This window comes from Halodesulfovibrio sp. (genome assembly GCF_025210605.1).
In the GTDB taxonomy this organism is placed as follows: domain Bacteria; phylum Desulfobacterota; class Desulfovibrionia; order Desulfovibrionales; family Desulfovibrionaceae; genus Halodesulfovibrio.
Genome location: NZ_JAOARI010000031.1, coordinates 20,242 through 33,678, shown reverse-complemented (window position 1 = coordinate 33,678; position 13,437 = coordinate 20,242). Strand labels below are relative to the sequence as shown.

The 13,437-nt window shown below is 44.4% G+C and carries 11 protein-coding genes; 6 read left to right on the top strand and 5 right to left on the bottom strand.

Going from position 1 to position 13,437, the window contains the following annotated elements; genetic code table 11:
* Positions 1 to 576: 576 nt before the first annotated feature.
* Both N4A56_RS11640 and N4A56_RS11635 read left to right on the top strand, forming a co-directional pair.
* Complete coding sequence (locus N4A56_RS11640; protein WP_295547487.1) at positions 577 to 2,169, top strand: alkaline phosphatase; 1,593 nt, start codon at positions 577 to 579, stop codon at positions 2,167 to 2,169.
* A gap of 216 nt (positions 2,170 to 2,385) precedes the next feature.
* Complete coding sequence (locus N4A56_RS11635; protein ID WP_295547485.1) at positions 2,386 to 3,516, top strand: YibE/F family protein; 1,131 nt, start codon at positions 2,386 to 2,388, stop codon at positions 3,514 to 3,516.
* Between the two features lie 451 nt (positions 3,517 to 3,967).
* On the opposite strand, the gene cls is transcribed toward N4A56_RS11635, so the two are convergent.
* Positions 3,968 to 5,389 (bottom strand): cardiolipin synthase, encoded by a 1,422-nt coding sequence (gene cls, locus N4A56_RS11630; RefSeq protein ID WP_295547482.1) that lies wholly within the window; start codon positions 5,387 to 5,389, stop codon positions 3,968 to 3,970.
* A gap of 2 nt (positions 5,390 to 5,391) precedes the next feature.
* On the opposite strand from cls, the gene N4A56_RS11625 reads away from it, so the two are divergent.
* Complete coding sequence (locus N4A56_RS11625) at positions 5,392 to 5,541, top strand: hypothetical protein (protein ID WP_295547480.1); 150 nt, start codon at positions 5,392 to 5,394, stop codon at positions 5,539 to 5,541.
* Between the two features lie 149 nt (positions 5,542 to 5,690).
* Here the strand turns inward: N4A56_RS11625 and N4A56_RS11620 are convergent, their stop codons facing one another.
* Positions 5,691 to 6,113, bottom strand: a complete 423-nt coding sequence (locus N4A56_RS11620; protein ID WP_293668409.1) for a universal stress protein — start codon at positions 6,111 to 6,113, stop codon at positions 5,691 to 5,693.
* A 263-nt stretch (positions 6,114 to 6,376) separates the two neighbouring features.
* Between N4A56_RS11620 and N4A56_RS11615 the strand changes: the two genes are divergently transcribed.
* The 3 genes from N4A56_RS11615 to purE all read left to right on the top strand — a co-directional run bounded on the left by N4A56_RS11615 (position 6,377) and on the right by purE (position 9,173).
* A complete protein-coding gene (locus N4A56_RS11615) occupies positions 6,377 to 7,201 on the top strand; it encodes a mechanosensitive ion channel domain-containing protein (protein WP_293668408.1) in 825 nt (274 codons plus the stop codon).
* Between the two features lie 183 nt (positions 7,202 to 7,384).
* Positions 7,385 to 8,653, top strand: a complete 1,269-nt coding sequence (gene purD, locus N4A56_RS11610) for a phosphoribosylamine--glycine ligase (RefSeq protein ID WP_295547474.1) — start codon at positions 7,385 to 7,387, stop codon at positions 8,651 to 8,653.
* 19 nt (positions 8,654 to 8,672) lie between these two features.
* Entirely contained in the window at positions 8,673 to 9,173 is a 501-nt protein-coding gene (purE, locus tag N4A56_RS11605; protein ID WP_293668406.1) for a 5-(carboxyamino)imidazole ribonucleotide mutase, read from the top strand.
* A 146-nt stretch (positions 9,174 to 9,319) separates the two neighbouring features.
* On the opposite strand, the gene N4A56_RS11600 is transcribed toward purE, so the two are convergent.
* From N4A56_RS11600 to N4A56_RS11590, 3 genes are all read right to left on the bottom strand, one after another.
* On the bottom strand, positions 9,320 to 10,006 hold the full coding sequence (locus N4A56_RS11600; protein ID WP_295547467.1) for a serine protease: 687 nt from the start codon (positions 10,004 to 10,006) through the stop codon (positions 9,320 to 9,322).
* A 9-nt stretch (positions 10,007 to 10,015) separates the two neighbouring features.
* The gene (locus tag N4A56_RS11595; protein WP_295547465.1) at positions 10,016 to 11,638 is read right to left on the bottom strand and encodes a BCCT family transporter; all 1,623 of its coding nucleotides are present in this window, start codon (positions 11,636 to 11,638) and stop codon (positions 10,016 to 10,018) included.
* A 417-nt stretch (positions 11,639 to 12,055) separates the two neighbouring features.
* Positions 12,056 to 13,075, bottom strand: coding sequence for a substrate-binding domain-containing protein (locus tag N4A56_RS11590; protein ID WP_293668403.1), 1,020 nt, complete (start codon positions 13,073 to 13,075; stop codon positions 12,056 to 12,058).
* Positions 13,076 to 13,437: the final 362 nt, after the last annotated feature.

Genomic DNA, 13,437 nt, shown 5'->3' with positions numbered 1-13,437 from the left:
TTTTTTGTCACTATTTCAACATCCTGATAGAAAAAAAATGTAATCAAAACGTAACATGCCGCAATATATACTATTGCGGCATGTTGTTTTTATTATGTAGATAATCAAATAATATTGTAACCCTTTTCATCGGATATATAACAATATTACAATGTACATATTGATTTGATCTGGTGGTGTATTTTTTTACCCTTAATATTTTATTTTAAGCTCTTAGAAAACTATAGCAATATTTTATTTTTCTTGTGTTTGATATAAAAGGAAGATTCCTTGCATATTGTGTAAAGTACTTTGTCTTCTTTTCATTACAACATACTATTGCTTGTGTAATATACAAACAAAACACATCTTTTTTTTACATTGACCTTCCCCTAAGGGATAGGCGTTACGCTTTTGTGCTATAGTTCACAATCAAGAGTTACGATGTTTACGCCAATTCTGCCTCAGGCATAATTGGCTTACCTTTTGAGCTGCTCATAGTAAAAGATAAAGTTGTTTTTATCTCTAGTGAACAGGTAGTTAGTGGGAAAAGTTGAGTTGCTCAGAGCCATGAAAGAACAAGTGATGGAGAAGTAAATGATTTTGCATCGACGTAGTAGTAAGGTAATGTGTGTAGCGACATTCTGTGCGTGTCTGCTGCTTATGGCGTCAAGCGTTTTCGCCGCGGCACCTAAGTATGTTTTCTACTTTATCGGCGACGGCATGGGACCTGCCCAGCGCCAGTCTGCTCAGTACTTCCATAAAATTGAGACACAAGACCCTGAAGCAAAATTGGTGATGAATACATTCCCGATTTCTGCTTTGGTTACTACTCACTCTGACAACACCATGATTACAGATTCCGCTGCTGGTGGAACCGCTCTCGCTACTGGTTTTAAAACAACCAACGGTGCTGTTTCTAAACTCCCTGACGGTACTGATATCAAAACCATTGCAGAAGCTGCTCACGCTGCTGGCTACGCAGTAGGTATTGCAACAACTGCCCGCATTACACACGCAACTCCTGCTTCTTTCTCTGCTCACAATATGAGCCGAGGCAACGAAAACGAAATTGCTATCGACCAGCTTGGTACCGGATTTGAATACCTTGCAGGCGGCGGTTTCCGTCACTTTGTTGCTAAAAACAACGCTGAAGGCCTTAAGTCAAAACGTAAAGACGGTCGCGATCTTGTAGCTGAATTTGAAGCTAAAGGTTACACCACATTTATTGGCGATAAAGCTCGTGATACTTTCCGTGCATACCAGCCTAAAAAAGGTGATAAAATCCTCGCTCCTCTCGCATACAGCGCGTTAGGAATGGAAATTGATCGTCGTTTCAGCTCTGAGAAAAAGAATGCAATGCCTGCTCTTTCCGAGTTGACTGAAAAAGGTATTGAAGCTCTCGAAGCACAGGAAAAACCATTCTTCATGATGGTTGAAGGTGGTCGTATTGACTACGCTGCACACTGTAACGATGCTACAGGCACTATTTACGACACCCTCGCTCTTGATGCTGCTATTGCGAAAGCAGTTGAATTTTACAAAAAACACCCTGAGGATACACTGATTGTTGTTGCTGCCGACCACGAAACAGGTGGTATGGCAATGGGCATCAGCCTTGACTCTAAAGGTTACTTCCTCAAGCTCAATGAACTCTTAAAGGTAAAAGCTTCTGTTGAAGATGTTCTCGCGTATGTATACCCTGGTATGATTAAAGAATACCCGAAAACAGAAAAACGTCACGAAGCGTACCTGAACTACGTTAGTGAATACTTCGGATTAACCGATCTTACTGCACGTGAATTGAACCAGCTTGAGTCTGCTATGAGCATTGAAGATCGTAACCAGAGCTTACCAGCAGAAGAACAGACCAATTACGGCTATGCATATACTCCAACCATGATTGCCGTTGCCCACCTTGTATCTGAACGTGCACGTATTAGCTGGACTTCTTACGTTCACACCTCTTCTGTTATTGCTTTGTCTGCAATCGGTGCACAGTCCGCAAACTTCAGCGGCTTTAAAGATAACACCGATGTGCCTCGAATCATGGCAGATGCTATGGGCGTAAAGCTTTCCTCCTTCAAGCTTGGTCCTTCCAAAGCATTGCTTGGTAAAACAACAGGCCCTAACGAAAAATACTCTAAAGTCCCATACGGTCACACAACGAACGTAAAAGGCAAAAACTAGCAGTATATCCTATACAGGCGGAGCAACCAACGTGCTCCGCCTGCACTATTTTTCAGACGTATTATCAGAACACGATATCCGTACAGTTGCCCGTTTGTCGAATTTTGCCGCAGCATCATTGTATCTCTAGTTACATCTGCTCTTAATTGTTTTGTCATGCGCCGCGAACGGTAAGACACGCTACGCAGCTACTACGCGCAAAATATTGGAGAGGGGATGTCGAGACTAAAAATTATTGCAGAAGTTGTGCTACTTCTGGGGCTTGTGGCACTACTGCTTTTTAGTGGCAAAAAATGGATGGGAAATGAACATTCCGGCAATGTATATGAAGTATCCGGAACAGTTCTTTCTGTTGATAATAGTGAGATAATTCAGTCCGGCGCAGGTACAGTAGGCATACAGATTGCCCGTGTCATCCTCAATGAAGGCGACTGGAAAGGTGAGCAGGTTACAGCCATCAATCACCTTAACGGACAGCTGGACATGGATGAAATATACACGCCCGGGGATACCATCCTGCTTGCTATCCAAGTTGAAGGGCAAAAAGTCGCTTACGCCAAAGCGATTAACTCACTACGCCAAAACTGGGAACTCGCTCTTTTTGTTCTCTTTTCCGTAGCTCTCATCGTATATTCCCGCATAATAGGGCTTAAAGCTCTTTTCTCTTTTGTAGCATCCCTTGGGCTTCTCTGGTGTTACTATATTCCAAATCTTCTTAACGGGACTGACCCGCTTACCCTGAGTTTGAGCGTACTGGTGCTACTGTCCATGGTTATTATTCTTACTGTTGCAGGCGTAACACGTCATGGTATTGCCGCATTTTTGGGAACAGTAAGCGGACTGGCGGTAACGCTCGTGCTAACGCTCTTTTTTGGCGACAAACTCAACCTTGGCGGTATGACAGCACCATTTGCAACGACGCTGATTATGCAGGGCAATTACGGTCTCAATATGCAGCACATATTTTATTCTGCCGTGCTTCTTGGCGCATCAGGTGCTGCAATGGATATTGCAATGGATGTCAGCGTATCTATGAATGAGATTAAGCTCAAACGTCCCGATATCGCCATGTGGGAGCTTGTTCAATCCGGCTTCAATGTAGGACGTATGGTTATTGGAACCATGGCAACCACCCTACTACTCGCATACTCCGGTGGCTATCTGACCATGCTCATGGTTTTTGTCTCCCAAGGAACAAGTTTTACGCGGATAATAAATATGAAGCTAGTTGCTGCTGAAATTTTTCGAATCCTCATAGGCAGCATTGGACTCCTCATGGTTGCGCCAGTGACAGCAATAATCGCAGGATGCTTGCTTTGTTTATGTACAGAAGAAAATAAAGCGTAAGCAAAAATTTTTCATACAAGCCTCTATATATCTCCAAGAGGCTGCTGTCTCCGACGGCTGGGCTGAAACTTTTGCAAAGTTTCCCCCAGACCCCCTTCAAAACTTTTTATTATACGAGGACATCCCGTCGCATATGCCTTTGTACGGCTTAGCAGAACTAGTTTAAATCAAAAGGCTGTCCTATCTATAATAGGACAGCCTTTTCACTTTGAATACGCTCGCATCAAAAAGACTCACTGTAGAACAGCATACAAAAATAAGGAAAGGTAGTGGGGCGTAAGCCGCGCGGTGGTGTAAAAAACGTGCTTATCTCGCGAGTAAAAGTCTTTGGAGATTTTTAAGAACCTTTCTTCGAGAAAGGTTCTTAAAGCCCGCGGCAGCGTCGTCGAAGACATCTTAAGCTCGCGGCAGCGTCGTCGGAGACACCCCCACCACCAACGCTCCTTCCCTTCTAAAGATACGGTGAAAAAAGCCAGAAGAAGGCATCACGAATGCGGATAGGAAGCGGTCGCGACACCATGTCACGGTGCGCAACTTCTTGAGATCGACGCACTGTATCGTCAACATGTGCGATAAGTTGCCTTGCAAGTCCGCTGTCTAACACTTCGACGTTCAGTTCAAAATTGAGCAGAAGGCTCCGCGGGTCCATATTTGCTGAGCCGAACTGAACATAACAGTCGTCTATGACCAACAATTTTGTATGGCAGAATGGCTGCGGCTGATAGAAAATGCGCACACCTGATTCAAGCAGCCCTTTAAAGTAATTTCTGCTTGCCCAGTGTACGAACGGCCAATTTGATTTTACCGGTAACACAATTGTTACGGCTATTCCACGTAAGGCTGCTATGGAAAGCACACTTAACAACTCCGCTGATGGTAGAAAATAGGGCGTTATGATGCGAACTGAATGTTTGGCAGCACCTATTGTGGCGATAATAGATGTTTGCAACGGATTGTCCGGATTATCCGGCCCATCCTTAAGAACACGCGCCAGAATAGTACCGGTATGATCCATTGGAGCCGGAAGTGGTTGATGTTCTGCTCCTCTGGCATATGCCCAGTCTTCCATAAATATTTGTTGAAGCTGGGAGACAATAGGCCCTGTCAGCCTGTAATGCATATCTGAAAGTCGGCGATGCCCTTTGGAGTTTCGAGTCCCGCCGATATTCATGCCTCCCGTAAATCCAATTTTTCCATCTACAGCAAGAAGCTTACGGTGGTTACGCAGATTAAGACGGATTTGTGGAGGAATGAGCCGCAAAGGAAGAAAAATTGTTGCAGGAACACCGTTTTTTTTCAGCATCCTAATGACGGAACGCCATGAAAGAAGCAATCCGAATCCATCAATCAGGACAGCAACGTGTACGCCGCGGTTATGTGCTTCTATAAGACTCTTTACAAACTTTCGACCAACAGGGTCTTTGTCCAGAAGGAAGGTCGAAAGATAAATTGACTCTTTCGCTGATCTAATCGCTTCCAGCATGGCGGGATACGCTTCTTTCCCGTTATACAACGGCTGGATACTATTGCCTTTAAGCGGAAATGTTCCAGTTAGCGCTCTGCCGATTTTTTCCAGCATAATTAATTCGGCAGGAAGCTCCTTGAGCATGCATGTATGTGCGCGATGATCGGGAGGCTTTAAATGCCCCATGGCATTTTGTTGCTCAAATTCTTCACGCAGCCGTGTAGCGCTTCGTCTTACACGGTTAACACCGAAGACTACATAGGCAAGCACCCCGACAACAGGCAGAGAAAGACATACCGTGACCCACACTAACGCAGAGTTGGGCTGCTTACGTGTCAATAGCGCATGCCCTGCACCGATCAGCGACAATATGAAAAAGAAGTTGAATAATAACACATAAGGAGACATGGATGCTCCATTGTAGATGGTGGCTGCCAAAGGCGTCAAAAATCTACGACATGTACTCTTCTATGCAGACAGCATTGCTGTTGCCCGAAGAACATAGAATCACGAGCACGCAGCCGTTGACTGCGTGGAACCTGATGGCAGTTCTGTGCTAACAATCCAGAAATAAAATTATTATTAAGCTAAGAGAAACCAACTCTTTTTCAATATCTCTGTGCAGTTATTTTTTGCAAGTTTTATTATGTGCTGAAGACACAATACGAGCGCGAAATACATATTTTCACGCTCGTATTGTAGAAAAATATTAGCGCACAACCAGCACAGGGATGTGGCAGTGAGATATTATAGCAGAGGAAACACTACCAAGGAACATACCTTCCACATCGCTCAATCCACGCGCACCGATGCAAATAAGATCGCACTTTTCTTCGTCTGCAACCGTACAGATGGCATCAAACGGACGACCAGATACGATCTTAGTTTTGTACTTCACATTCTTTTCTTTCAGCCCCGGAATATATTCGTCAAAAATTTTCTGCGCATCAGCTTTCATATCTGCGTGTAACTCTTCGCGTGCATGCCCGCCGATTATGGCAGGAATAGTATCAAGAACATGTACTAATACTATTTCTGCATCCATACGTTCCGCAATAGCCAGCGCTCTGCGCTTTGCAAGCATTGCATGCTTTGAACCATCAACAGGCACCAGAATCTTTTTAAAAAACATGAACAGCCTCCATATGCTTACCGCCTTGCGGCGTATTGAAACCAACAACGCACCGTCACAATACCCAGTATGCTACCTCTGGAGAATGTCACCAGTATGACGCGCGGGCAGCAATTGATTCAAGGATATTGTTCAGGACACTATACATCCACAACCATTGTGTATTCACGTCTCAAATACTTTCTCTATGGATCTTGCCATGCTAAATTTATGCAATCTGACCGTCGCTTATTTAATACTTGGTATGCACCTATGAGGTTTATATGCTCGATGTTCAAAAAATGAGTGAAGAAATTACATCCATTATCTCTACATGGGCTTTTACCAGTGGTACAAACATTCTTTATGCGCTGGGCATAACAGGTGTAGGGCTGTGGGTAGCCCGATACTTTTCCAGAATTGCACGCGTATGGCTGGAAAAATATAAAGTTGATTCTCTTCAGGCTGGCTTCCTCGCAACTATATTGCAATATGCCATTATCATAACAGCACTTCTCACAGCCGCCTCCCGTGTTGGAATGAACATGACCTCGCTGATTGCAGTTTTTGGTGCTGCCGCGTTAGCAATTGGTCTTGCTATCAAGGACAACTTATCCAACTTTTCATCAGGCATCTTGCTTGTATTTTTTCATCCATTTGCCAAAGGTGATTATATAGAAGTTTCTGCAACCACGGGTTTTGTTGAATCTATCGAATTATTTTGCACTATCCTGAACACTACAGACAATAAAAAAGTGTTTATCCCCAACAGCTTGGTAATGAATAGCGTCATCACAAATTACAGTGCTAATGACATTCGGAGGGTCGATTTATCTATCGGCATTGAATATGATGCTAATATTCCGGCAGCGAGGGATGTTTTAGAAAGCGCAGTAAGAGACCACCCTCAAGTGCTAACCACTCCTGCTCCAGTGGTTGCGGTTGAAGCTCTTGCCGACAGCAGCGTGAATATTACAGTGCGCGCTTGGGTTCCTACTTCATTGTATCTGGCTTCCAGATTTGAATTACTGGAAAAGTGTAAAACGGCTCTTGCAGAACAAGGTTTTTCCATTCCGTTTCCTCAAATGGATGTTCACATGAACAAATAAAAAGGCTGCAACCTTCAGCGCTTTAAGTACAATTCTTTCTTGAGACGGTACGAGACAAAAATTGTAACTATCTTGAACCAATCGTCAAAAAACTGTATCAGGCGCTCATCTAGAATTTTTAATGGTGCTCTCAGCAGCGCCATAAACAGGAATGAAATCCATTCCAAGCCTAGGAGGCCAGACGTGCGGATTCTTATCGTCGGTTCCGGTGGTCGTGAACACGCCCTCGCATGGAAACTTCGTCAGAGTGCAGAGGTTGAAGAAATTTTCATCGCACCGGGTAATGGTGGTACTGCGCTTGAAGGTACGAACGTACCGATTAAAGCAGATGATCTTCCCGCACTGGTGGCTTTCGCCAAAGAAAAGGCTATTGATCTCGTTGTTCCGGGTCCTGAACTCCCTTTGGTTCTTGGAATCAAAGATGCTCTTGATCTGGAAGGGATTCCCTGCTTCGGTCCAAACGCATTTGCAGCCCAGCTGGAAGGCTCTAAAGCATTTGCCAAAAAGATTATGCAGGAAGCCGGTGTACCCACAGCTGCGTTCGGTGTATTTGAAGACTTTTCTGAAGCCCGCGACTTTGTCTTAGATAAAGGAGCCCCTATTGTTGTTAAGGCAGATGGTCTTGCAGCCGGTAAAGGGGTTATTGTGGCTCAATCCACAGACGAAGCCATTCAAGCGCTCGAAGAGATCATGGTACAAAAATCCTTCGGTGATTCAGGAAAACATGTTGTTGTCGAAGAATGTCTTGTGGGTGAAGAAGCATCCTTTATCTGTTTTTGCGATGGCAACACCGTTAAGCCGCTCCCTTCTTCTCAGGATCATAAAGCAGTATTCGACGGCGACACAGGTCCTAATACTGGCGGTATGGGCGCGTATAGCCCTGCTCCGGTTTTGCCTTCCAGTCGCTATGACGAAATCATCGAATCTGTCATGAAGCCTGTTGTTACTCTTCTCGGAAGCAAAGATAAGCCGTTTATCGGCATTCTGTACGCAGGGCTTATGATGACAGAAAACGGCCCTTACGTACTTGAATTTAACGTACGCTTTGGTGATCCTGAATGTCAGCCGCTCCTTATGCGTCTTGATTGTGATCTTGCAGAAGTAATGATGGCATGTGTTCAAGGCAAATTAGCAGAAACCCCGCTTCTTATTAAAGACGAAACTACACTGGGCGTTGTTGTTGCTGCGGATGGATATCCCGGAGCCTACCCGAAAGGTATGGCGATAACCGGTTTTGCAGAAGCAGAAGCACTCGGCAACGTGAAGGTTTTTCAAGCCGGTACAACCATTGAAAATGGGCAAACCGTCTCTACTGGCGGACGGGTTCTTTGTGTAACAGCGCTCGATGTTGATCTTGCTGCTGCACAAAAACGTGCTTACGAAGCCCTCAAGCACGTTAAAATGGATAATGCTTACTACCGTAAGGATATTGGATTTAAAGGCTTACAATAAGACTTTCAGGAGATACACTATGCCTCAAGTTGCTATTTTCATGGGCAGCGCTTCCGATGAAGAAACGATGCGACCATGCACCCAGCTATTAGACCAACTTAAGATTTCGTACATCTTCACTGTCAGTTCTGCTCACAGAACACCAGAGCGCACAGAGCATCTGGTGGATACTCTTGAAGCAGACGGTTGTCAGGTTTTCATCTGTGCTGCGGGTATGGCTGCGCACCTTGCCGGTGCTGTAGCTGCACGCACACTTAAACCAGTTATCGGCGTACCTGTCACTGCATCCAACCTTTCTGGTCTGGACGCAATGCTTGCAACGGTTCAAATGCCTCCGGGATATCCGGTTGCGACTGTTGCGCTCGATAAAGCTGGTGCTAAAAACGCCGCATGGCTTGCTGCTCAGATGATTGCACTTACAGACAGCAGCATAGCAGTTAACCTTAAAGCTGCGCGTGAAGAAGGCAAAGCCGCTGTTGTCAAAAGCGCGGAAGAACTGGAAGCACGTTACCGCAAGTAATACCTTTCAGAACAAGGCAGTTGCACCCTGCCACACAGCACACAATGAATAGTATTGCAAAACACAACCCAACCATTGCATAAATAAAAACGCCCGTCAGATCGAACTGACGGGCGTTTTTTTACTACATGATCTGTGTGGTGCTTCTAAATTATTTCTAAATCTTCTTCGAGCATAAGCTTTATACCGTGCTCAATTGCAATAGCATACGATAAATCCGTATCCAGTGCCTGCTCACGGGAATAAGAAGAAATAGAGCTACCGTCTGCCATTGGACAGTATCGTCCGCAGACAATGCCCACAATACGGTCTTCGTTCACACTTACAAGTGGTCCTCCCACATCCCCGGCATGCACACGGGTGTCGAAGAGAATATGGTTGTTGCCGAGCGGAGAAATAAGCTTTGAACTCACAACGGAGCTCACGACCGTCAGGTGATGCATGTTCTGAAAACCGAAAGGATATCCCAAGCTCACAAGCGGTGCACCAAGACGCAACGCCTCTGTATTCCCTAAAAGGAAATCCGGCATGACGATATCCGCATCAACATCGAGAGCTAGCAATGCGATATCCCGATCTTTATCTACGCTAATTACTTCAACCGGAATGGACCGGACATGCTCACGGCTGATTGTTTGAAAGTCTGTGGCTTCAGGCGCATATGGCACCACGCAAAGATCTTCATAATTCTCACCGAACAGATGACTTGTTGTAAGCATGTAGCCATCTTCATGGACAAGAAAGCAAGAACCAAGGAACGCTGCCCCTGACTCGCTCTGTCGCATAAGCATCATACAGCCGCCAGTGAATTTTTCTGCAGAAGTTGTATACATACCTGTCTCCTAGCGAATTTTATGACGACGACGTTTAGCAGGAAATGCTTTAGGCGTAATGCTGATTTTTTTAGGCTTCATCTCAGGATCAACATAAAATTGCTGAGGACCGGAGTAGTCTTTAAGCCCTCTGAACAAGCTGTACGCCATAAAGAGCAGAATAATCCCGAATGGCAGCCCTGCTGTGATTGTTGCTGTTTGCAGAGCAATAAGTCCACCGCCATAAAGCAACGTTGCAGCTACAGCACCTTCCATAAGTGCCCAGAATACACGCTGCGCCACCGGAGGACTTTGGTTACCGTTTGCGGTGATGATATCAATAACGAGTGAGCCGGAGTCAGAAGAGGTAACAAAGAAGGTAATGACAACAGCGATGCCAAGCACACTTGTTACTGAAGAGAACGGGAAGTGCTCAAGCAACACAAACAGAGAAACAGGAACGTTTTCCTGTACGGCTTTGGCAATACCTCCGCCACCGAACATATCGATGAACAAGGCACTGTTACCGAATACGGTAATCCAGACAAAGGTTACCAACGTTGGAACAAGAAGCACCCCTGCGATGAACTCACGAATGGTGCGACCTTTAGAAATACGGGCAATAAACATACCTACAAACGGTGACCACCCAATCCACCAGCCCCAATAAAAAACAGTCCAACCATTTTGCCATGAGGAGTTTTCGTAGGTTTCATTCCAAGTTGAAAGCTGCATGAAGTTTTGCAGATAAATACCGATGTTTTCAACGAGGGCATTCAGAATAAATAACGTTGGTCCGAGCAGGAGCACAAAAAACATCAAGGCAAGAGCAAGGCTGATGTTAATCTCGCTCAGTTTACGGATACCGGCATCCAACCCACGCACAACAGAGTAGGTAGCAATAAGCGTGATTCCGCAAACAAGCAAAAGTTGAACATTGGTAGTTTGGGGAACGCCGAACACATGGAACAAACCGGCATTCACCTGTTGCACTCCAATACCTAACGATGTGGCAACACCGAACAATGTTGCAACAGTAGCTGAAATATCAATTGCGTACCCTATAGGTCCGTTAACCCTATCCCCAAGCAGTGGCACAAATGCAGAACGGATTGTAAGCGGGTAGCCTTTATTGAAAGAGAAGAAAGCAAGAGAAAGACCTACAATGGCATATACGCTCCAAGGGTGAAGTCCCCAGTGCAGAAAAGTTAAATCCATTGCCCGTCGTGCGGCTTCAGGAGAGCCGGGAGTGTCTGAAAACGGTGAAGAAATAAAATGAAACATTGGTTCGGCAACACCGTAAAAAAGCAAACCAATCCCCATACCGGCGCTGAACAGCATAGCAAACCATCCAGCAGTACTGAACTCTGGAACAGCATCATCGCCGCCAAGTCGAATGTCCCCGAATCTGGAGAACATGAAAAGCAGTACACTGACGAGAATAACGTTCATTGTAAGAACGAAAAACCAACCGGTGTATGTTGAAATACCTGTCTGAACTATTCCGAAAAAGTCTTTAATGTCTTTACCCAGATAAAGGGTCAAAGCTACGAGCAGAACAATTAACCCAGCAGAAATAAAGAAAATATACGGATGCACATCATATTTTATTTTCGCCCCGTCACTGTTGGTGAGGTTTGAATGGATACCCAAAACTCCTCCTCATGCTTGTGCGGAATACACTATTTACTAATACAGCTTATAGTATGTCCCAAAAACAATGCAGAATATGATTTCTGCATAAAAATGCATAGTACATAAAAAAATAGTGCATCATGTTTCGCAGTTACAAAGCGCTGTATTTTAAACTATATAGCAAACGAAGACATTCGTCAAATTGTACATTTTTAATTTCAACCAAGCAGCATTTGTGCATAATTCTAAGGCACAACACCATAGATGCCGCATAGCATCTCGCATTAAAGTAACTGCTAACATACATACGTATTATGCTATTTTTACATTCTCTATATTGTATTGAGTAATGCAGTATAGTTATGGTGCAAATGTATACATAAAAAAAGTGCCTCTATTCTTTCGAATAGAGGCACTTTTTTGCGTTATGTACAACTACCGCGGCGGCACACCGGATGATTCTCTAATAATTAAATCATGTTGTACTGAAGAAATCGTTTCTTCAGGATGCTTTCCGGTTCGCAAAATATCCAGCAACACTGCTGTAGCTTGACGTCCCATTCGGTATCCCGGCTGCAACACTGTAGTCAGTGGCGGCCAAACATGCTTTGCCATTGGAATATCGTCAAATCCAATAACAGATACATCTTTAGGAATCTCAAATCCAAGACGGCGGAGCGCACTGATAGTGTTAATTGCTACAAGGTCGTTGGAAGCAAGGATTGCGGTAGGAGGATTGGATGAGTTCATTAATTTTTCAACACCCTCTGAGCAGTCGAGAGTATTAGAAGAAACTTGTACAAAACTCTGCGGGTGAGTCGGGATGTCGTTGTCCTGCAAACAACGTAAAAATCCTTCGTATCGCATGCGGCAACGGTCAGAAGCTGTAAACGGCACACCAAGCATTGCAAAATTTTTATGACCGAGTTTTACCATGTACTCGGTAGCATCGTAACTTGCTTGCACGTTATCAACAGAAACACATGGTAGACAGCCCTGCTTATTGAATAAGTTCACAGCAGGAATTTTTTCCTGATACAGCTTTTGTGCAATATCGCCCATTGAGTCGGATACGGTAAGAATAATACCGTCAACGCGACGCTCAAGGAAATTTTCTACCATCTGTTTTTCACGCTGGCGGTTGTATTCCGCACTGGCGATAAAAACCTGATACCCATGAAGCTGGGCTTCATCCTGCACACCACGCGCACACTCACTATAAATCTGGTTGTTAACCGCAGGAATAATATAGCCAATGGTTTTAGTACGCTGGGTAGCCAGTGCTTTAGCCGCAAAGTTACAACGGTAGTTGTGCTTGTCGATAATGCGCTGAATACGCTCCCCTGTTTCCTTGCGCACCTTTTCTGGCATGTTCAGGTACCGCGAAACAGTTGCGATAGAAACTTTTGCCTCACGGGCAATATCCCTAATTGTCGGCTGGCAAGATTTGTTCATAGTCATAAATCATAAACGCGTTATGGTTTTGTAAACGGGATGCGTAATCCCCAAAACGCGTGCTTGGACTAAGGGGAAGCATCATAACTTATGGTATCACAATAAAAACAAAGGAAACTGCATAGACTCCACACAGTGCTATGCGATGAAAACAGTGCAACAAACAAATCAATCTGTTTTCATTTTTTGCTTTATATGGTGCTTTTAAAACTTTTGCAACCACATGCTGAATATCTCAATAAACAGTATCATAAATACCTCTTAGACACAGGCAGGAACTAGGCAAATTACAAGTTTGAAACATGAAGGATTAACCATTTTATCACTATGAAAACGGTTACACATTCTTAGTAAAAAAATGA

Bases quoted from the DNA above. Each gene is read 5' to 3' on its own strand.
- N4A56_RS11640 (WP_295547487.1), top strand. From the start codon at position 577: ATGATTTTGCATCGACGTAGTAGTAAGGTAATGTGTGTAGCGACATTC.
- N4A56_RS11635 (WP_295547485.1), top strand. From the start codon at position 2,386: ATGTCGAGACTAAAAATTATTGCAGAAGTTGTGCTACTTCTGGGGCTT.
- cls (WP_295547482.1), bottom strand. From the start codon at position 5,389: ATGTCTCCTTATGTGTTATTATTCAACTTCTTTTTCATATTGTCGCTG.
- N4A56_RS11625 (WP_295547480.1), top strand. From the start codon at position 5,392: ATGCTCCATTGTAGATGGTGGCTGCCAAAGGCGTCAAAAATCTACGAC.
- N4A56_RS11620 (WP_293668409.1), bottom strand. From the start codon at position 6,113: ATGTTTTTTAAAAAGATTCTGGTGCCTGTTGATGGTTCAAAGCATGCA.
- N4A56_RS11615 (WP_293668408.1), top strand. From the start codon at position 6,377: ATGCTCGATGTTCAAAAAATGAGTGAAGAAATTACATCCATTATCTCT.
- purE (WP_293668406.1), top strand. From the start codon at position 8,673: ATGCCTCAAGTTGCTATTTTCATGGGCAGCGCTTCCGATGAAGAAACG.
- N4A56_RS11600 (WP_295547467.1), bottom strand. From the start codon at position 10,006: ATGTATACAACTTCTGCAGAAAAATTCACTGGCGGCTGTATGATGCTT.
- N4A56_RS11590 (WP_293668403.1), bottom strand. From the start codon at position 13,075: ATGAACAAATCTTGCCAGCCGACAATTAGGGATATTGCCCGTGAGGCA.